Annotated in this window: 14 protein-coding genes and 1 pseudogene; 5 read left to right on the top strand and 10 right to left on the bottom strand. The window is 64.3% G+C overall.

Annotated features, from left to right (window positions below; genetic code table 11):
* Positions 1 to 34 precede the first annotated feature (34 nt).
* Positions 35 to 811, bottom strand: a complete 777-nt coding sequence (locus tag CAF53_RS17000; protein WP_100238959.1) for an IclR family transcriptional regulator C-terminal domain-containing protein — start codon at positions 809 to 811, stop codon at positions 35 to 37.
* 70 nt (positions 812 to 881) lie between these two features.
* Between CAF53_RS17000 and CAF53_RS16995 the strand changes: the two genes are divergently transcribed.
* The gene (locus CAF53_RS16995; protein ID WP_197707465.1) at positions 882 to 1,601 is read left to right on the top strand and encodes a CoA transferase subunit A; all 720 of its coding nucleotides are present in this window, start codon (positions 882 to 884) and stop codon (positions 1,599 to 1,601) included.
* Positions 1,601 to 2,239, top strand: a complete 639-nt coding sequence (locus CAF53_RS16990) for a 3-oxoacid CoA-transferase subunit B (protein WP_100238957.1) — start codon at positions 1,601 to 1,603, stop codon at positions 2,237 to 2,239. The genes CAF53_RS16995 and CAF53_RS16990 overlap by 1 nt, the downstream gene beginning before the upstream one ends.
* A gap of 204 nt (positions 2,240 to 2,443) precedes the next feature.
* Here the strand turns inward: CAF53_RS16990 and CAF53_RS16985 are convergent, their stop codons facing one another.
* The gene (locus CAF53_RS16985; RefSeq protein ID WP_100238956.1) at positions 2,444 to 4,012 is read right to left on the bottom strand and encodes a hypothetical protein; all 1,569 of its coding nucleotides are present in this window, start codon (positions 4,010 to 4,012) and stop codon (positions 2,444 to 2,446) included.
* Between the two features lie 7 nt (positions 4,013 to 4,019).
* Entirely contained in the window at positions 4,020 to 5,519 is a 1,500-nt protein-coding gene (locus tag CAF53_RS16980; protein ID WP_100238955.1) for a DUF4139 domain-containing protein, read from the bottom strand.
* 425 nt (positions 5,520 to 5,944) lie between these two features.
* Between CAF53_RS16980 and CAF53_RS16975 the strand changes: the two genes are divergently transcribed.
* Positions 5,945 to 8,320, top strand: coding sequence for a TonB-dependent receptor (locus tag CAF53_RS16975; protein ID WP_242443498.1), 2,376 nt, complete (start codon positions 5,945 to 5,947; stop codon positions 8,318 to 8,320).
* A gap of 167 nt (positions 8,321 to 8,487) precedes the next feature.
* Here the strand turns inward: CAF53_RS16975 and CAF53_RS16970 are convergent, their stop codons facing one another.
* The 5 genes from CAF53_RS16970 to CAF53_RS16950 are packed head-to-tail and all read right to left on the bottom strand — an operon-like array spanning position 8,488 to position 14,121.
* Positions 8,488 to 9,477 (bottom strand): zinc-dependent alcohol dehydrogenase family protein, encoded by a 990-nt coding sequence (locus CAF53_RS16970; protein ID WP_046763752.1) that lies wholly within the window; start codon positions 9,475 to 9,477, stop codon positions 8,488 to 8,490.
* 21 nt (positions 9,478 to 9,498) lie between these two features.
* Complete coding sequence (locus tag CAF53_RS16965) at positions 9,499 to 10,383, bottom strand: ribose-phosphate diphosphokinase (RefSeq protein ID WP_100238954.1); 885 nt, start codon at positions 10,381 to 10,383, stop codon at positions 9,499 to 9,501.
* Entirely contained in the window at positions 10,380 to 11,867 is a 1,488-nt protein-coding gene (locus CAF53_RS16960) for a thymidine phosphorylase family protein (RefSeq protein ID WP_046763751.1), read from the bottom strand. The genes CAF53_RS16965 and CAF53_RS16960 overlap by 4 nt, the downstream gene beginning before the upstream one ends.
* Before the next feature lie 32 nt (positions 11,868 to 11,899).
* The gene (locus tag CAF53_RS16955) at positions 11,900 to 12,571 is read right to left on the bottom strand and encodes an NAD(P)H-dependent oxidoreductase (RefSeq protein WP_157801280.1); all 672 of its coding nucleotides are present in this window, start codon (positions 12,569 to 12,571) and stop codon (positions 11,900 to 11,902) included.
* Positions 12,572 to 12,582: 11 nt separating this feature from the next.
* Positions 12,583 to 14,121, bottom strand: coding sequence for an MBL fold metallo-hydrolase (locus tag CAF53_RS16950; RefSeq protein ID WP_100239524.1), 1,539 nt, complete (start codon positions 14,119 to 14,121; stop codon positions 12,583 to 12,585).
* A 139-nt stretch (positions 14,122 to 14,260) separates the two neighbouring features.
* On the opposite strand from CAF53_RS16950, the gene CAF53_RS16945 reads away from it, so the two are divergent.
* Positions 14,261 to 16,894 (top strand): cation-translocating P-type ATPase, encoded by a 2,634-nt coding sequence (locus CAF53_RS16945; RefSeq protein ID WP_100238952.1) that lies wholly within the window; start codon positions 14,261 to 14,263, stop codon positions 16,892 to 16,894.
* A 93-nt stretch (positions 16,895 to 16,987) separates the two neighbouring features.
* Here the strand turns inward: CAF53_RS16945 and CAF53_RS16940 are convergent, their stop codons facing one another.
* Complete coding sequence (locus CAF53_RS16940; RefSeq protein WP_100238951.1) at positions 16,988 to 17,368, bottom strand: cytochrome c; 381 nt, start codon at positions 17,366 to 17,368, stop codon at positions 16,988 to 16,990.
* A gap of 153 nt (positions 17,369 to 17,521) precedes the next feature.
* The gene (locus CAF53_RS16935) at positions 17,522 to 17,764 is read right to left on the bottom strand and encodes a DUF465 domain-containing protein (RefSeq protein ID WP_046763747.1); all 243 of its coding nucleotides are present in this window, start codon (positions 17,762 to 17,764) and stop codon (positions 17,522 to 17,524) included.
* Positions 17,765 to 17,941: 177 nt separating this feature from the next.
* Between CAF53_RS16935 and CAF53_RS16930 the strand changes: the two are divergent.
* Positions 17,942 to 18,268 (top strand): annotated as a pseudogene (locus CAF53_RS16930) (transposase); the annotation flags it as partial.
* Positions 18,269 to 18,280 lie beyond the last annotated feature (12 nt).

Genomic DNA, 18,280 nt, shown 5'->3' with positions numbered 1-18,280 from the left:
CAGCTCCTGAAGTTCTGTAAATTGGTCGATGGCTTTAGATGGCCCGCTCGAGTTGGCCGGCGGCGGCCCTGAGATCGGGAAGATACCGGTCGATCAGATGTTCGCGGCTGTGCGCGTCGGAAAATGTCGCGACGTTGAGCGCCGCAAGGGTGGTGCCGTCCCGGTCGCGGATCGGGACCGCAAGCGAACGCAGCCCGATCTCCAATTCCTCCTCGACGAGACTCCAACGCTGTTCTGCGACCGCGCACAACTCTCCGCGCAAGGCGTCGGGGGATGTGATCGTGCGCTCCGTCCGTGATTCGAGGACAGCCCCCGACAACCATTGCTCGCGTGCGCCATTCGTCATCGAAGCCAGGATGACACGCCCCATCGAGGTGCAATGGCTGGGAAGCGTGCTGCCCACCATGAGCGGCGCGGCGATCACCTGATTGCGCTCGGCGCGGGCGATGTAGATGATCCGGCCGGGGTCGGAGGGATCGAGCGCGCCCACGGAAACAGTCTCCTGAAGGCGATCGCGCAAGCCGTTGGCGACCGCCTGGCTGACGCTGGCCAGAGGCGTGGAGGTCAGGAACCCCGCCGCCAGCGGAAGCAGCTTGGGCGTCAGCGAATAGCGTCCGCCATGTTCCCGGACATAGCCGAGACGCATGAGCGTGTGCAGGCAACGGCTCGCGCTCGGCCGGTTCAGTCCGCTGAAGCGGGCCGCCTCCGCTATGCTGAGTGAGGACCGCCCCTCGAATACGCGCAGCACACCCAGCCCTCGCGCAAGCGAAAGCATGAAATTCGGATCGGCAGCTTCGCTCGCGGCGGGCATTGGCATTGACCTTTCGCAACTAAACGATTATTGATTCTTTTGTCCGATAATCGGACGGATAGAGGTTTTTATGGCAAAGCGCAAGATATTTCCCGACGCAGACGCAGCGCTGGAGGGAATCCTCTTTGACGGCATGACGATTATGTCGGGCGGATTCGGGCTTTCGGGCAATCCGGAACATCTCATCGCCGGGCTGCTCCGCAAGGGCGTCAAAGATCTGACCGTCATCTCGAACAATTGCGGCGCGGACGGCTTCGGCCTGTGGACTCTGCTCAACAATGGCCAGATCCGGAAGATGGTCTCCTCTTATATCGGGGAGAATAAATTGTTCGCCGAGCTTTACCTGTCTGGAAAACTGGAACTGGAGCTCAATCCGCAGGGTACGCTGGCGGAACGCATCCGTGCGGGCGGCGCCGGCATTCCGGCTTTCTATACGAGAACCGGCGTCGGGACGGTCGTGGCCGAGGGCAAGCCGGTCGAGGAATTCGAGGGCGCGCTTTATGTGCGCGAGACATGGCTGCGGGCCGACGTCGCCATCGTCAAGGCCTGGAAGGCCGATCCGGAAGGCAATCTCGTCTATCGGAAGACGGCCCGGAATTTCAATCCGAACATGGCGACCGCGGGCAAGATCACGATCGCCGAAGTCGAGGAGATCGTCCCTGCGGGCATGCTCGATCCCGATCAGGTCCACACCCCCGGCATCTATGTCGACCGCGTGATCCAGGGGCCGTCTTATGAAAAGCGGATCGAGTTTCGAACCACGCGGCCGCGCAAAGAGGAGAACGCCTGATGCCCTGGACACGCGAGGAAATGGCGGCCCGCGCCGCCGGCGAGCTTCAGGACGGCTTTTACGTGAACCTGGGAATCGGCATCCCGACGCTGGTCGCCAATCATGTGCCCGACGATATCGAGGTCGTCCTGCAATCCGAAAACGGGCTGCTGGGCATCGGCCCCTTCCCCTACGACGATGAAGTCGATCCGGACCTCATCAATGCCGGCAAACAGACCGTGACCACCTTGCCGACATCAAGCTTCTTCAGCTCGGCCGATAGCTTCGCCATGATACGCGGCGGCCATATCGACCTGGCCATTCTGGGCGCGATGGAGATTGCCGGCAATGGCGACCTTGCCAACTGGACCGTGCCGGGCAAGATGATCAAGGGCATGGGCGGCGCCATGGACCTGGTCGCGGGCGTGAAGCGCGTCGTCGTGGTCATGAGCCACAACGACAAGGAAGGCAATCCCAAGATCGTCGAGCGCTGCACCCTGCCGCTGACCGGCACGGGCGTCGTCGATGCCGTGATTTCCGACTATGGCCGGTTCCTGCTCGATCGGGATCGTGGCGAATTGATCGTGCAGGAACTGGCGTCGGATCTCGACATCGCATTCGTCCGCGCCCGAACCGGGATTCCCGTTCGAGCGGCCTGATCCTGTTTCAGGGGATGGGATGCAAAAAGTCCCCAGGGCATTCGATCGCTCGCTTCGGGTGCCCTGGGACGGTTTCTTTCCGAAATCCGGATGGGAACAATCCGGCTTTCACAATGCGGCTCAGGCCCGGCAAGAACCGCCAGAGCAACCCGGCAAAGCCGAGCATGAGCGCAAAGTGGTGCCCTGAGCTGCCGTTCGGACAGCCTACTCCTTCAGCTCGTCGGATGCGAAGCGCAGCCGCACTTCCCCATTGCCAGGCACGGTCGTCGCCCAGACCCTTTTGCCAGGCTTGTCCGTCACCCGGCCGGCAAAACCGCTGAAGACCCGGCCGCTCGTCGAAGGAAAATCCAGTTCGAACCGCACCGGAAAGGGATTGGCGTTGCGCACGATCACCGTGTGGCGCAGCGCGCCCTTGTCGTCCTCCGCCTGATCCTGTTCCAGTGTCAGGTTACTCGCCTTGCCGAAGGGCCATTCGACCTCTTCGTCCACCGCCTTGTCGCCCGCCACGCTTTCCCCGACATACATACGGCCCCAGCGGCTCTCCTGATACAGCACCGCCGGCCCCGCCGGCAACGGATCGCCAAGCCCATCCTCCCTGCGATTACGGAAACGGAACAGCATGCGGACCTCGCCCGGCTCATCCCAATCCATCTGCGCGCGGTAGAGGAGACTGCCCTTCACCTTGTCCTTGACCAGGAAAGCCACCTGCTTCTGCGACCGCGCAGCGATCGTGACGGGAACAGGTATGCGATAGAGTTTGAGATCGCCCAGATTTTCCGCCTTCGCCACCACGGAAAGGGCCATGGGCGCCGACTGCACACGCTCTTCCCGCTTCTGGGCCGTTACGACAATATCCTGGCCTCCCATCATCATCGCCATCGGCGCGGGGACCGCAAGCGGCACAAGCGGCCGATAGCCGACATCGCTGGTCGTGCCGGCGGGCCAGCAGTCGCTGACCTTATCGAGGCTGCGCGCCTCCTCCAACGCCTGCGCACCCGTATCGTCGCGGCTGTCGTCCGACCGGTTCACCCGCCCCGCCACGGCAGAGGCCGCCGCGTCCGGAAAGCTCGTATCGTCCGCGCTCGCCATCGTCAGCCAGCCGAGCAGGCCCAGCGACTGCCCGTCCGGCGCCAACGTACCCACATAGGTGGCGTTCCAGTCGAAGCCGGTGGCGATATAGGCCAGCGTGATCGTTGCACGACCGCCCGGCTGGTCCTTGGTCGTCATCGTCAGCACCGGCTTGGCGGAAAGGGTCGGCGGCGCCTCGGGATAAAGCAGCGTCTGGCGCAGGCCGGAGCAATAGAGCGCTTCCACGCCGCGCGGCGTCGTCACCACCAGCCGATCGGCAGCGGAGCGGACGGTCGCACTCTCCTCCACCGTCCTGCCAGTCGCCGGATCGGTGCGGCGCAATATCACCCTTTGGCCGGTGAAGGCATCCACCAGCCCTTTTTGCGACAGCAGGGCGGCATCACGGTTGCGCTCGCGCGGGGGCGCGCCGAACAGGATCGCGGATTGCGGCACGATGCCGCTCGCCACCCCCTCGAACCGGATCACCGCCGGGCCGGGCGGCAATATCACCGTGCGCGTCTCGGCCACCAGCGCGAAGGAGCCGGGGCTCTCGCGATCGATCGCATGCCCGCTCCGTTCGGGATCGCGATAGAGCGTCACCGCCAGCTTGTCCGGCGCGGCAGAGATCACCACCGGCAATTGCGCCCGCGCGCCGCCGCACACCCCCAGCAGGAGGACCGACAGCAATCGCGGAAGGCGGATCACCGCGCGCTTACCAGGGGGTCAGGAAAGTGGCGGTCAGCTCGACCTTGCCATTGGCGGGAACCGGCACGACCCAGCGCCGCATGTCCGCCGTTTCCTGCACGCCCTTGATGCTCTCTTCCGGTATGCGCAGGTCGCGCCACCACCACCAGCGAGCGAGGCCGGACTGGACCACATCGACATTCACGGGCGTCGGCTTTGCATTGGTGACGATGTAGCGCATCTGGGTGCGATAATATTTGACGGGCCGCTCGCTATAGCCTTCCAGCTTGCGACCGTCGGAATAGGTGACACGCCAGCGATCCGTCTTCGTCCATTCATCGGCGGTGATGACGTCACGCTTCTCCACAACCGGCTGCACCTTCACGTCGAACGCGTCGCCGGTGCGCAGTGCCAGCGTCGATCCGCCCGGCGTGTGGGGGATGGCGCTTTCGCCCACGAACTGCGCCTGTCCGCGCGTGTCGCGCATATAGACGCGAACCGTTCCCGCGGGCAGCGCCTCGCCGATGCCGGCTGCCTTCGCGTTGGAGAATTTGAGCACGGACGCGGCGCTTTCGGCCTGATTCTTGCTCTCCATCCAATCGTTGCGATATTCATAACCGCGCATGGCCGGAACACCCGACGCATCAAGGAAGCTCACCTGCTTGGTCTGGGCGTTGGCGATCGTGGTTCGCCCCTCGATCGGATAGGCGTGGAAGTCGCCCAATTGCTCGCCACCGCCGCTTTCCGTCCCCGCGATGTTGCCCAGCGGCTGAGGCCGGCCGCCGTCATAACCGTTATAACGCTGCTGCACCTGCCCCACTTCTCCCGCCACCAGCAAGGCTCGCACATTGGTGAAGGTCGTGCCGGTACTGTTGTTGAGCGTGATCCATCCCTGCATGTCGAGCTTGCTCGCCTTCTCGTCGAACAGCGCGACATAGTCGGATTTCCATCCCATAGCCGGCGTCAGATAGCTGAGCGTCACCGGCCGGGGCCCCGCCTGCGCCGCGTCCATCGTGACGTTCAGCGTCGGCCGCGCGCGCAGATTGGGTGGAATGGAGGAGAAGATGACCCGCACAGGCAGTCCGTCGTCGCGCAGCACCTCGATCCGCTCGCCGATCTTCAGCACGACGCCACCGTTGGCGGCCAGCACCGTCGCCTGCTCCCGCGTCTCCACGCCCGTGGCGGGATTGGTACGCAGCAGGGTGATGGTCTGACCCACCGCCTTTTCCATCAGCGATGCCGGCGAGAGCAGGTCATAATCGAAATTCTGCTCGACAATGCCGATCCCGTCGCCCGACAACGTCACCGTCTCCGGCCGGATTTGTGCCGACACATCGGGGAATTCCTGCCGCGACCGGCCCGAAGGCAGGCTGATCCGGCGGACGTCCTGCACCAACGCCAGATCATTATAGTAGATGGTGACCGAAACATCACCCTGCGCGGTCGGCGTTGATGATGTTTGAGCGAAAAGTGGTTGTTGCGAGATCAGAGCAGCGACTGAGACGAACACAAGATATTTCAGTTGCATGACCCCCTCCATTACTACTGCTGACATGCCTGAAAAGACATAGTGATTCCAGAAATATATTGTTCTGGTTGGCTCTGGTTCTTGCCGTCATATGGGTTGCGACCAATCCCGGCCGACCAACGCCTGATTTTCTCCCTCTCGCCTGCGGGCCGATGGCTTTCCCGTTCCAGGCAGAACAGCCACCGAAACGCTGCGCTCGAACGCCGCCGCTTTTTTTTGGTTGACGCTATATTCCACTGTATATAGGTGGCGGCGATCCTGAGGCACTCGTGGGAACGATCTCCCACGAAATGTGCCGCAACGGTCGGCTTCGACGCGGAAGCCTTTGGACACTGGCGAAGAGGTCGGTTGCCCGATCATGGGTTGATGGATGGCATCTGGCCTCACGCAAAGCCGCATTTCAGAAAAATCAGAGGGGGAATCGAATGGGGAAGTCCAAGATGGTCCGCGCAACGTCGCTGATCTCGGCATTGGCGGCTGCATTGCCGGCTTATGCCAATCAGGAGCCGGCCGAAGCTTCGGTTGAATCGCGGGATTCCGGCCCGAACCGCATCGTCGTCACTGCCCGCCGCCGAACCGAGGATGCCCAGTCCGTTCCAGTGTCCCTTACCGTAGTGGGCAAAGATCTTTTGGATCGAACCTATACCGTCAACACCAACCAGTTGAGCCAACTCGTCCCCTCGCTCAACTATTCCTCCGCCAATCCGCGTAACACCGCCTTCACCATTCGTGGCCTGGGGTCGAGTGTCGTCGCGGTCAGCCAGGCCAATGACGGGCTGGAACCGGGCGTCGACGTCTATGTCGATCAGGTTTATCACGCCCGTCCCGCGACGGCGGCGTTCGACTTTACCGACATCGACCAGGTCGAAGTGCTGCGCGGGCCGCAGGGAACGCTTTTCGGGAAGAACACGACCGCCGGCGCCATCAACATCACGACAAGGCAACCCAGCTTCGATTTCGGTGCGAATGCCGAACTTTCCTATGGCAGCCGTGATTTCCTTCAGGCTAAAGCCGCGGTCACGGGGCCGCTGGTGGGCGATGTGCTGGCCTTCCGCCTGTCCGGATCGATCACCCGGCAGGACGGCTATATCGAAAATATACGCCGCAACGAGATGCAGAATGATGTCCACAACGATGCGCTCCGGGGGCAATTGCTGTTCCAGCCCTCGCCCGACTTCTCGCTGAGACTGATCGGGGACTGGGCTCGGTTCAGGAATGATTGCTGCGCGCAGGTCCATGTGCGCGTCGCGCCGACGCTGAAGCCCGCCGCCCAGCAATATGCGGCGCTCGCCACCAACGCACCCGGCGGCGCCTATACGCCGCCCAGCACCCATCCCTATGACCGCGTGACCGACAATGATGCTCCGCTGGGCGTCGACACCAGCGAGGGCGGCGCGTCGGCCATCGCCGACTGGACGGTGGGCAGCGCGACCGTCACCTCGGTCAGCGCCTGGCGCTTCTGGAAATGGGATGCCGCGAACGACCGCGACTATACCGGCCTGCACATCCAGACGACGCAGCATATCCCCTCTCGTCAGGACCAGTATAGCCAGGAATTCCGCATCGCCTCCAACGCGCCGGGGCCGATCGACTATGTGGCCGGGCTTTATTATTTCAACCAGAAGATCGTCGGCCATCCGATCAGCATCTATGGTCCGTTGGCCAGTTATTGGCTGCTCAATTCGACCAATGCCGCGCTGTTGAACGGTTATCAGAGCAATGGCACCACCGATTTCCGCACCGAAAGCTATGGCGTGTTCGGCGAAGTGACCTGGCATCCGCTGCCGCGCCTCGCGATCACCGGCGGCATCCGCTATACCTATGAGGAGAAGGACGGCGCCTATGATCTGCGCACCTTCGGCGGCAGCGCACCGGCCTCTGCCCAAGCGCAGGGTATATTGCGCGCCCAATCCTACAGCGCCCATCTGGGCGACGGCAGCGCGTCGGGCCGGGCCAATATCTCCTATAGCCTGAACGATGATCTGATGGCCTATGCCAGCTTCGCGCGGGGACAGAAATCGGGCGGCATCAATATGTCCGGCCTGCCGGTCTATCCGGCCGGCGTGCCCGGCCACGCCGCCAACGATCCGATCCTGAGCACGGTGACGGTCCGTCCGGAGAAGAACAGCACATGGGAAGCGGGCCTCAAGACCCGCTGGTTCGAGAAGCGCCTGACCTTCACCATCGACGCCTATTACACCCGCGTCACTGATTTCCAGGCCAATGTCGTCGACAATGCGGCGGTGATCGCTCTGCGCAGCTATCTCGCCAATATTCCGAAGGTTACGGTCAAGGGGGTGGAGTTCGATGCGGCCCTCGTCATCGGCAACCATCTGACGCTGCGCGCGGCGGGCGCCTATGCCGATGGCCGATATGCCAGCTATCCCAGCGGTCCCTGCCCCATCGAGCTGACCGGCAGCGCCACCACCAGCTGCAACCTGTCGGGCAACGGCCTGCCGGGCCTACCGAAATGGTCGGGCAGCGCGGGCGGCGAATATGTTCTGCCCATGCCGATCGGGTCGCTGGACGGCAGCCTGTTCCTCCGCGCCGACGCCAATGCCAAGACCAGGATACTCGGCGACGCCACTGGCTCCGCTTATACGATCATTCGGGGCTATACGCTGGTCAATGCCAGCATTGGCTATCGCACGCCGCATTGGGAAGTCGCGGCCTTTGCCCGCAATCTGTTCGACAAGGACTATATGCAGAACCTCACCGTCCAGGCCGGAAATAGCGGCCTGATCGTCGGCACGCCCAGCGATCCCCGGACCATCGGCGTGACGCTGCGACTGCACCGATGACTGATCGGATGCAGCGACGATTTTCGTCGCATCGTCCGATGTGCTGGGCGGGCGACCGCGATCCCCCTGCCTTGCAAATGCCATTGTCGGCGATAGCTGATCCGTCCCAACCGATGGTCGATCCATTCTCCTACTTCCGGATGGATAGAAGAAAGAGCCTCCCGCAATTAGGGCAAGATCACCGCCGCGCCCTTGACCTGGCCGTTTCTCAACCTGGCAAGAGCCTCATTGCAATCCTCCAGGCGAAAGCTTTCCGTGACGGTCCGAACCGGAATCTGATCCAGAAGCTGGAAGAAGGACGTGCCATCCTCCCTGGTCAGGTTGGCGACAGAGAGCAATTCCCTTTCCTCCCACAGATGCGCATAGGGGAAAGAGGGAATATCGCTCATGTAAATGCCCGCGCAGACGACCCGACCTCCCTTTCGCACAGCTTGCAGGGCACGGGGAACGAGGTCTCCCACCGGCGCGAAAATCAGGGCGGCATCGAGCATCGCGGGCGGCGCCTGCGATGAACCGCCCGCCCAGACGCATCCAAGCGAGCGGGCGAACGCCTGACCTTCCTCGTCCCCATCCTTGGTGAAGGCATGGACGCTGCGTCCCTGCGCCGCCGCGATCTGCGTGAGGATATGGGCCGCCGCGCCAAAGCCGTACAGGCCGATCGCCGGTGCCGGGCCTGCCAGCCGCAACGCCCGCCACCCGATCAGCCCGGCGCACAGCAACGGCGCGGCCTCGACATCCGAAAAGCGATCCGGCAACGCGAAACAATAGCGTGCATCGGCTATCGCATGGCTGGCATAGCCGCCATCGCGCGTCGCGCCGGTAAACAGCGGCGCGTCGCAGAGATTTTCCCGATCGCTCCGGCAATAGGGGCACTGCCCGCACGTATGCCCCAGCCAGGGCACGCCGACCCTTTGCCCGATGAGGAAGCCCGTCACATCCGGCCCGATGGCGGCGACATGGCCGACGATCTCATGGCCGGGTATGATAGGATAATGGGCCGGAATTTCGCCGTCCAGCACATGAAGGTCCGTGCGGCACACACCGCAGGCGCTGACTTCGACCAGCAATTCGCCCGTTCCCGGCGTCGGGACAGGGCGTTCGATCCTCTCCAGGGGCATGCCCGGAGCCTTGATCTGCATGGCGATCATCTGTTTCATGGGCTTCCTCCCCAGGGTCGGTCAAACCAGGCCCGCTTCCTTGAGGCAGGAGGCGAGCAACGGCGCGGCATAGGCCCGGTTGGTGGGCCCATCGACGCTGTCGCTGCTGGATATCCGCCCTATCCCTTCCGCCTGCATCAGCGCGAGATCGTCGGGCCGGGCGAGGCAATGGGTCACATGGGCCTCGACCGATGCCGCCCCGGCCGCGCGCAGCAGTCTTGCCGCCTCGATCAATGTCCGGCCGCTGGAAATCATGTCGTCCACCAATATGGCCGGACGCCCGCGCACCCGCTCGACCTCCGGCAGGGTCAGGCGGACATCGCGATCGCCGCTCCGTTCCTTCGACGCCACCAGCATGTCGAGGCCAAGCGGGGCGGCGATGCTCTGCGTCCATTGCCGGGATTCGCCGTCCGGCCCGACAATGACGGGATGGCCCGCAGGATCGATCAGGCTGGCGAGCAAGGGCGCGGCCGAAAGGCTGATCGCCGGGATGCCGGGCACCGCCTCACCCAGACTGGCGATGCGATGCAGATGCGGATCAATGGTCAGCAAGGCGTCGAAATGATCCGCGATGAGCCGGCCGATCACCCGCTGGCTGACCGCCTCGCCCGGATGGAAGGCCATGTCCTGACGCATATAGGCAAGATAGGGCGCAACCAGCACGACGCGCTCAGCCCCCAGATCCCGCGCGGCGGAAGCCGCCAGCAGCAGTTCGACGATCTTCCCGTCCGGGTCATCGAGGGAGCGATAGAGAATAGCCGTGCGAGCCGGGGCAGGCATCCTGACCAGTGATTCCCGATCGGGAAAGCGGCGGGTCGCGACCTGAAGGACGGGCAGGTCGAGCAGCGCCCCCAGCCTCTTCGCCGCTCCCATGCTTTCGCCGAAGCCGAAGACGACCGCGCTCACCGCGTCACCTCATAGCCTGAATCTTCCGCGGCCAGATCGCGGGCAAAGCCAAGGCCCGTCGCGGACTGGGCATGGATGCGGTAGAGCGACTGGCCCTTGCGCACCTGCGCCCCGACCTTGTGCAGCAGGTCGATGCCCGCCCCCTTGTCCATGGGCGCCCCGGCCAGCCGGGCAATGCGCGCGACGCGCTGGCAATTGATGGCGGTCACGCGCCCGTCCTCCCCGGCGCGGACCTCATGCACATGCGCGCCGGGATCATGGCGGATTTCCTGCCGTCCCTGCGCCTCGATCAGCCGCTCCATCGCGGCCAGCGCCTCGCCCGACGCCAGCAGTTCCATGGCCCGCGCATAGCCCCTGCCGCCGCGCAGGGCCGGATCGAAGTCGAGCACCCGCCCTGCCAGAAACAGCGCATGGTCGCGCAGATCCTGCGGCGCGTCGGCGTCGTTGCGCAGCACGGCCATGACGTCGCGGGCCTCCAGCACCGGTCCGATGCCGTTGCCGACCGGCTGCGACCCGTCCGTGATCACGATGTCGGTGACGAGGCCCAGCTTGTCGGCGATATGCTCGAACAGCTTGCGCAGCCGCACCGCCTCCTCCTGAGAGCGAACCTTGGCCGTGGGGCCGACCGGAATGTCGAGCACCAGATGGGTGGAGCCCGCCGCCAGCTTCTTGGACAGGATGGAGGCCACCATCTGGTCGAACGTGTCGATGCGCAGCGGCCGCTCGACGGAGATCAGCACATCGTCGGCGGGCGACAGGTTGACCCGGCCGCCCCATGCCAGCACGGCCTTTTCCCGTGCGACAATGGCCCGCATATTGTCCTCGGACAGGTCGACATTGGCGAGCACTTCCATCGTGTCGGCCGTGCCGGAGGGCGAGGTGATGGCCCGCGACGATGTCTTGGGCATGATAAGGCCGTGCGCCGCGACGATGGGCACGACGATCATCGACGTGCGGTTGCCCGGAATGCCGCCGATGCAATGCTTGTCCACGACCAGAGGCGCCTTCCAGTCGAAGCGGTTGCCAAGGCCCGCCATGGCACGGGTCATCGCCAGCGTTTCCTGCGTGGTCATGAAACCCGCGCAGGCGACCAGAAAGGCGCCGATCTCCATGGGCGAATAACGATGCGCGGCGATGTCGCGGATGATGGCGGCGATCTCGTCATCCTCCAGCGTGTCGCCGTCGATCTTGCGGCGGACATATTCCAGGCTGGCGGGCGGCCTTGCCTGCTCGATCGCCACTTGTGCGCCCTCGGGCAGTCCCAACCGCCTGAAAGCCTGCTCGCCCAGACCGATTTCACCGGGCTTGAGCAGCAGAGATTCGTCGACCAGCGCCAGAGATGCCAGGATTTCGGCTCCCTCGCCGCTCACCCTGATCTTGCGCAGCGCCTGGAATTGCTCGGCCGAATAGCCGTTGCTGCGGCGCAGGAGGAAAGCCGTGTTTTCCGGGTAGGTGTCGATGGCGAGGCGCTTGATCGTCAGCATGGCTTTCTGTGGGCTTCCTCGAAATGCTTGCATCAACTGTCGTCGCCGGCTGGCGAAGGAGCGGGCGTTCCCTGGATGTCCTGCGCCACCCGCGCGCAGAGGCTTTGCACCCGGCTGCGAACCCGGTCGAGATTGTCCCGGATGAACGCGGCGTCCACGCCTTCGACGACATCGCCGATGTGCAGGGCCGCGTTCGAGCGCATGGCAAAACCGCGGAACAGATAGGTGCCGGTCAGTTCCCGCAATGCCTGGCTCTGCCCCTGCGCGTCGAGCCAGTCCTCCGAAGCGCCGGAGGTGGTGATGGTACAGAGATGGCCGTCACCAAGGAGGTTTCCGCTCGACCTCTGCTGAATCTCCCGGGACGTGACGCCGGCCCCCAGGACGCGATCGACATAGCCCGTCATCATGGCCGGCGGCATGCCGAACCAGATCGGGAAGATGAAGGTGAAGACCCGTGCGCCCGCCAGCAGCTCCCATTCCTCGCTCACATCGGGCGCCATGCGGTATCCCTTCCTGTCAGGCCGCTCCTCATTCCTGAGGACAGGATCGAATTGCATGCGATAGAGGTCGCGCAGCACGGCTTTCTGACCGGCCTCGCGAACGGCCTCGCAATAGGTCGCGGCGATCGCGGCATTGAAACTGCTGGCATCCGGATGAGCAAGCACCACGATATGACGGATGGCTGAAGGCGAGGGGTTGTTCATGGGAACCTCCATCATTTTGCGGTTGAGCGGCGTTGCCGTGCTTCCTCATAGGCGTCGAGCACCCGGCGCATCTGGGCGAGCGCCTCGCGGCGGGCGCGCTCACTCCTGATCCGGCCCAGATGCTGTTTGAGGTGCGTGACGAAATCGGCATAGTCATTCTGCCAGTCCGGCCCGGCCAGCAGGTCCATGTCGGCCCGGCCCGTCTGGATTCGGCGCGCGGGCACGCCCGGTTCCAGCGCGTAGCTTTCGCCGATCTGCGGCGCGATGATGCTGGCGGCCGGATCGTCGGCCTGGACGAGCGCGCGCAGCGCCGCGACCGCTTCGACCTCCCCATGGTCGAGGAACAGGCTGCCCGCTATGGGGCGGCGGGCGGCGATCCAGCGATGCAGTTCGTCACGGTCGGCATGGGCGGAATAGCTGTCGATGCGCCGGATGCGCGCACGGACGTTCACATCCTCTCCGGAAATGCGCACGCGCTGCGCCCCGTCCAGCAACACCCGGCCCAGCGTGCCCCTGGCCTGGAAGCCCACGAACAGCACGGTGGAGTCCCGCCGGAAGAGATTATGCTTCAGATGATGCCGGATGCGTCCCGCTTCGCACATGCCCGAAGCGGCCATGATGATCGCACCCGACATGGTGTTGAGCCGGATCGATTCCGCGACATCCTCGACATAATGGATGGACGGATGGCGGAAGATGTCCTGCCCGTCCATATCCTCCATCTCCGCGGCATGGGCGGCAAAAACCTTGGTCGCGCGGCTGGCGAGCGGGGAGTCGACGAAGATCGGGACATTGGGGATGCGGTTGGCGTCCGCGAGCCGCGCCAGGTCGAGCAGCAGTTCCTGCGTCCTTTCCAGCGCGAAACTGGGGATGATGAGGTTGCCGCCGCGCACCAGCGCGTCCTTGATCTCATGCTCCAGTTGGCTGCGGCGCTGCTCGATGGTGAACTTCTCTCGCGCGCGGTCGCCATAGGTCGATTCGCAGACGACATGATCGATGCCCGACGGCGCCTGCGGATCGGGATGGAACGCCTTGTTGTCGGGACCAAGATCGCCGGAGAAGAGCAGCCGCGTGCCTGCCGCCTCGATCTCCACCGACGCCGCGCCCAATATGTGACCGGCATTCCAGAAACGGGCCCGGAAGCCGGGAGCGGGATCGAACCAGTCCGACAGCGGTACGGGGCGGCTCAGCCGCCATGCGCGCAGGGCATCCTCCTCGGTATAGAGGGGCACGAATTGGCTCTCGCCCGCACGGTCGCGCCGCCGGTTGCGGCGGTCCGCCTCGCTTTCCTGGATGCGCCCGGCGTCCGCCAGCATATATTCCAGCAGGTCCGATGTTGCGGGCGTGCACCAGATCGGCCGGTCGAACCCTTCCGCCGACAGTTTCGGCAGCAGGCCGCAATGGTCGATATGCGCATGGGTCAGCACGACCGCGTCGATCTTTCCCGGCTCGAAGCCGAAACCGCCATGGTTCAGCGTTTCCAGGCTGCGCGATCCCTGGAACAGGCCGCAATCCACCAACAGGCTGCGATCATTCAGCCGCAATTCCATGCAGGATCCCGTGACCGTGCCTGCCGCACCATGGAATGTCAGTGTGAGCGATGACCTGTCCATCGGAACTCCTCCCCTCTTGCAGCCTCTCCAAGCTCATTAGATGATAACACGGCAGGAACAGTCCGTAGATATCCTGATGGACGACAATGGGGGTCTCATCGATTTTCCGGTGCCCGTGTCGTTGACGGGCCATATTTACGGGGGGAGACAATTTGCGGGGGGAAGACAAGGCGTGGCGACGGTAGGGCAACAGGCTGATCATCTCGGCCTTTCCGCTTCGCAGGCACGGGACCGGCTGGCCGAACAGGGGCCCAACGAACTGCCCCGCCCGACCCGGCGGACACCGCTGCGGATCGCGGCGGAAGTGCTGAAAGAACCCATGTTCGCCATGCTGCTGGCGGCGGGCATCATCTATCTGCTGCTCGGCGACGGGACGGAGGCGCTGGTCCTGCTCGGCTTTGCCGGCCTCTCCATCCTCATCACGATCGTGCAGGAGGCGCGCACGGAACGGACGCTGGAGGCGCTGCGCGACCTGTCGGCGCCCCGCGCGCTGGTCATCCGCGACGGCGAGACCGTACGCATCCCCGGCCGGGAGGTCGTGCATGGCGACATGCTGGTGCTGGAGGCGGGCGACCGCGTCGCGGCCGATGCGCTGCTGATCGAGGCGCGGGAACTGGAAGCGGACGAATCCCTGCTGACCGGGGAAGCGGTTCCGGTCCGCAAGCGCGCCGCGCAGGCCGGCGACCCGGATCGGGCGGAACCGGGCGGCGACGACACGCCCTATCTCTTTTCAGGCGCCGTCATCACCCATGGGGGCGGCATTGCGCGGGTCAGCGCCACCGGCCTGCGCAGCCGCATCGGGCAGATCGGCCGTTTTCTGGAGACGTTGGAAACGGAAGTCCCGCATCTCCAGAAGGAAACCGCCCGCATGGTCAGCCTGTGCGCCGTCGGCGGGGTGACGATCGCGCTGCTGGTGGTCCTTCTCGATGGCTGGCTGCGCGGCGACTGGATGGCAGCCTTCCTCGCGGGCATCGCGACAGCCATGTCCCTGCTGCCCGAGGAGTTTCCGGTAGTCCTCACCATCTTCCTCGCCATGGGCGCATGGCGCATCGCGCAGGTCGGGGTACTGACCCGGCGTGCCTCCGCCATAGAGGCGCTGGGCGCCGCGACGGTGCTGTGCACGGACAAGACCGGGACGCTGACCCAGAACCGCATGACGGTGACGGAGTTGTGGCTTCCGACAGGCGACATGGCGGTGCCGGGTGACGGATCGCCCGGACCTGAATTTCATGCGCTGATCGAAACCGCTGCGCTGGCGAGCGCCCCGGTGCCGGTCGATCCGATGGAGGTCGCCTTCCACAATATAGTGAAGGATGTCCGGCTTCCTGCGCGGAAGGGCTGGCAACTGACCCACACTAACGGCCTTCGCCCCGATCTGCTGGCGATGTCCAATGTGTGGCAGACAGGGCTGATGGAGGAAGGGCTGACCGTGGCCGCCAAGGGCGCGCCGGAAGCGATAGCGCGGCTTTGCCGGCTGGATGGGGAAGCCCATCGGGCGCTCGATCGGGCCGTCCGCGCCATGGCGGCGCGGGGCATTCGCGTGCTGGGGGTGGCCACTGCGACCATCGCGCCGGACGATCGGGACAAGGGGCACGAGGCGCACGACTTCTCGCTGCTCGGGCTGGTTGGCCTGTCCGATCCGCTGCGTGCGGGGGTTCCCGAAGCGATCGCCCAATGCGGCTCGGCCGGAATCCGGGTGGTGATGATCACCGGAGACTATCCGGCCACGGCCCAGGCGATCGCGGCGCAGGCAGGGATCGCTTCGGGCGAGGTCATGACCGGCGATCAGGTCGGCGCGCTTTCGGACGCTGACCTCGCCGCGCGAGTGAGGGATGTGACCGTCTTCGCCCGCACCATGCCCGAACAGAAGCTGCGCATCGTCTCCGCGCTCAAGGCCGCGGGAGAGGTCGTCGCGATGACCGGCGACGGGGTGAACGACGCACCCGCGCTCAAGGCGGCACATATCGGCATCGCCATGGGCAAGCGGGGCACCGATGTAGCGCGCGAGGCGTCGGCCATCGTGCTGGTGGAGGATGATTTCGGCGCCATCGTCGTCGCCATTCGCCTCGGCCGCCGCATCTACGACAATATCCGCAAGGCCATCGGCTTCATCTTCGCCGTGCACGTTCCGATCGCGGGCCTTGCCCTATCGCCCCTGCTGCTGGGCCTGCCGCTGGTGTTGGGGCCGATCCAGATCGCATTGCTGGAAATGATCATCGATCCCGTCTGCGCGCTCGTCTTCGAAGCCGAACGGGAGGAAAGCCGCATCATGCACAGACCGCCCCGCAGCCCTGCCGAACGCCTGTTTCCCGCGGCGCTGGTGGTCCCCAGCATCCTGTACGGCGGCATCGCCCTGGCGCTGCTCATCGGCCTTCATATCGCGACGACATATTGGGGCTTCGCGCCCGATCGCGTGAGGGCGGTCCTGTTCTTCGCGCTGGTCGCTTCCATCATGGCGCTGGCGCTCGTGAACCGATCCTTCAGCACATCGCTGACGCGGGCGCTCTGGCGCAACAACGCGTCGCTGCGCTATGTGGCGGCCGCCGTGCTGACAGCATGCGGATTGATCCTCACCGTGGAGCCGCTGCGCCGCATACTCCACTTCGCTCAGCCAGAACCGGCAGATTTTCCGTTCCTGATCTTGCTGCCTGTCCTGCTGCTTCTGCTGTGTGAAGGCGTGAAAGGCTTGCAGAAAAATATCAGGTCCTGATCCCGCAACCCGGAACAGCACCGAACGCCGCCTTCATCGGCCGTGCCGCGCATGCGGCTCCCGTCCCGATGGCGCGTTTATCCACGCTTCCCTTCACTTTACGGGCGCGAAACATCGCGCCATGGCTTCGTCATCCGACGACGGCTTGCCGCATGGGTTGAGGTCATGGAGGAATGCGATGATGTCCGTCACTTCCTGGGGCGACAGGACAAAAAGGGGCATATTCCGGTGACCGACCTCAAGCCCCTTGAGGAATGCCGGCTGCAAGGCGTCGACCGGATATTGCCGATAAAGATTTCGGAAGGGCGGCGCGAGCGGGTCGGGGCTTTTGTCGGCTTCGCCGATGGCATGGCAACTCGCGCAACGCCGCTCCGCCAGTTCGCGCCCTCGAGATACATCTCCAGCATTCCCGGCCGCGGTCATGGTTGCGACACCCGCCAGCGAGAGGCTGATTGCAATGGCGGCCTTCCACATGGTTCTTTCACCCCGACGACAGGAAGTCTGAATAAATCCGAAGTCGGCCGCTGTCCAATCCAGTCGACAGCCCAGCTGGGCTCTCCGCCTGTCCCCTTATGCTCGCAGCACCCGGCGGACCGAACGCATGGCATCCGGCCCTTTTTCGGAAGATCAGGCCAGCTGCGAGAGCGCGTGGGTGATTTGGTCCTTGATCGCCAAGCGGCGCTTGCGGAGTTCGGTTTCGTGATCCTGCGATGTTGGCTGAACATTCGTTTCGGCCACATGGATCTCGTCGTTGACTGCATCATAGGAGGCGAGCAACTGCGCAAAAACCGGGTTCGAAACCTTCAGCGCATGAATCTTGTCCATCTGGCCCGGAAACTCTTCGCCCAAGGTGTGCGGGGTGTTCGACATGTCTCGCTCCGTTTGTGGTTACACGACAGGGAATAGTCGGCGCGTTGGAGAGGGCCCATAAGTATATTTCCCGATCTTCCGTCATGCTTCCGGGAATTCCGCTGCTCTACCCCGGCCCGGCAGCATCCGGCGCAGCGTATCGTCCCTGACCACGTAATGGTGAAAGAGGGCGGCCACGACCGGCGAGTGTTGAGCGGGATCATCTTCGTCAATCGCAACGGGCCGCGCTGGCGGGCCGCGCCGAAGGGCTATGGGCCGCACAAGACGCTGTACAACCGCTGGAAGCGGTGGGGCGATAAGGGGCGTGTTCCTGCGGATGATGGAAGGTCTGGCTGCGCCCCAGTCTTCCGAGCGTAAGACGGTGATGATCGACGCGACCTATCTCAAGGCGCACCGCACGGCATCGGTGCCGCCGCTCTGTTGGACGAATTTCCCAAAGCCCAATGGCTGCTCACCGATCGTGGCTACGACGCCGACTGGTTCCGCGATGCTTTGCAGGAAAAGGCTGGCGTTGCG

This window comes from Sphingobium sp. LB126, assembly GCF_002795205.1.
Lineage (GTDB): Bacteria > Pseudomonadota > Alphaproteobacteria > Sphingomonadales > Sphingomonadaceae > Sphingobium > Sphingobium chungbukense.
This window is presented reverse-complemented; position numbering and strand designations above follow the sequence as displayed.

Bases quoted from the DNA above. Each gene is read 5' to 3' on its own strand.
- CAF53_RS17000 (WP_100238959.1), bottom strand. From the start codon at position 811: ATGCCCGCCGCGAGCGAAGCTGCCGATCCGAATTTCATGCTTTCGCTT.
- CAF53_RS16990 (WP_100238957.1), top strand. From the start codon at position 1,601: ATGCCCTGGACACGCGAGGAAATGGCGGCCCGCGCCGCCGGCGAGCTT.
- CAF53_RS16955 (WP_157801280.1), bottom strand. From the start codon at position 12,571: ATGAACAACCCCTCGCCTTCAGCCATCCGTCATATCGTGGTGCTTGCT.
- CAF53_RS16960 (WP_046763751.1), bottom strand. From the start codon at position 11,867: ATGCTGACGATCAAGCGCCTCGCCATCGACACCTACCCGGAAAACACG.
- CAF53_RS16945 (WP_100238952.1), top strand. From the start codon at position 14,261: ATGGACGACAATGGGGGTCTCATCGATTTTCCGGTGCCCGTGTCGTTG.
- CAF53_RS16975 (WP_242443498.1), top strand. From the start codon at position 5,945: ATGGGGAAGTCCAAGATGGTCCGCGCAACGTCGCTGATCTCGGCATTG.
- CAF53_RS16950 (WP_100239524.1), bottom strand. From the start codon at position 14,121: ATGGAATTGCGGCTGAATGATCGCAGCCTGTTGGTGGATTGCGGCCTG.
- CAF53_RS16970 (WP_046763752.1), bottom strand. From the start codon at position 9,477: ATGAAACAGATGATCGCCATGCAGATCAAGGCTCCGGGCATGCCCCTG.
- CAF53_RS16935 (WP_046763747.1), bottom strand. From the start codon at position 17,764: ATGTCGAACACCCCGCACACCTTGGGCGAAGAGTTTCCGGGCCAGATG.
- CAF53_RS16980 (WP_100238955.1), bottom strand. From the start codon at position 5,519: ATGCAACTGAAATATCTTGTGTTCGTCTCAGTCGCTGCTCTGATCTCG.
- CAF53_RS16995 (WP_197707465.1), top strand. From the start codon at position 882: ATGGCAAAGCGCAAGATATTTCCCGACGCAGACGCAGCGCTGGAGGGA.
- CAF53_RS16940 (WP_100238951.1), bottom strand. From the start codon at position 17,368: ATGTGGAAGGCCGCCATTGCAATCAGCCTCTCGCTGGCGGGTGTCGCA.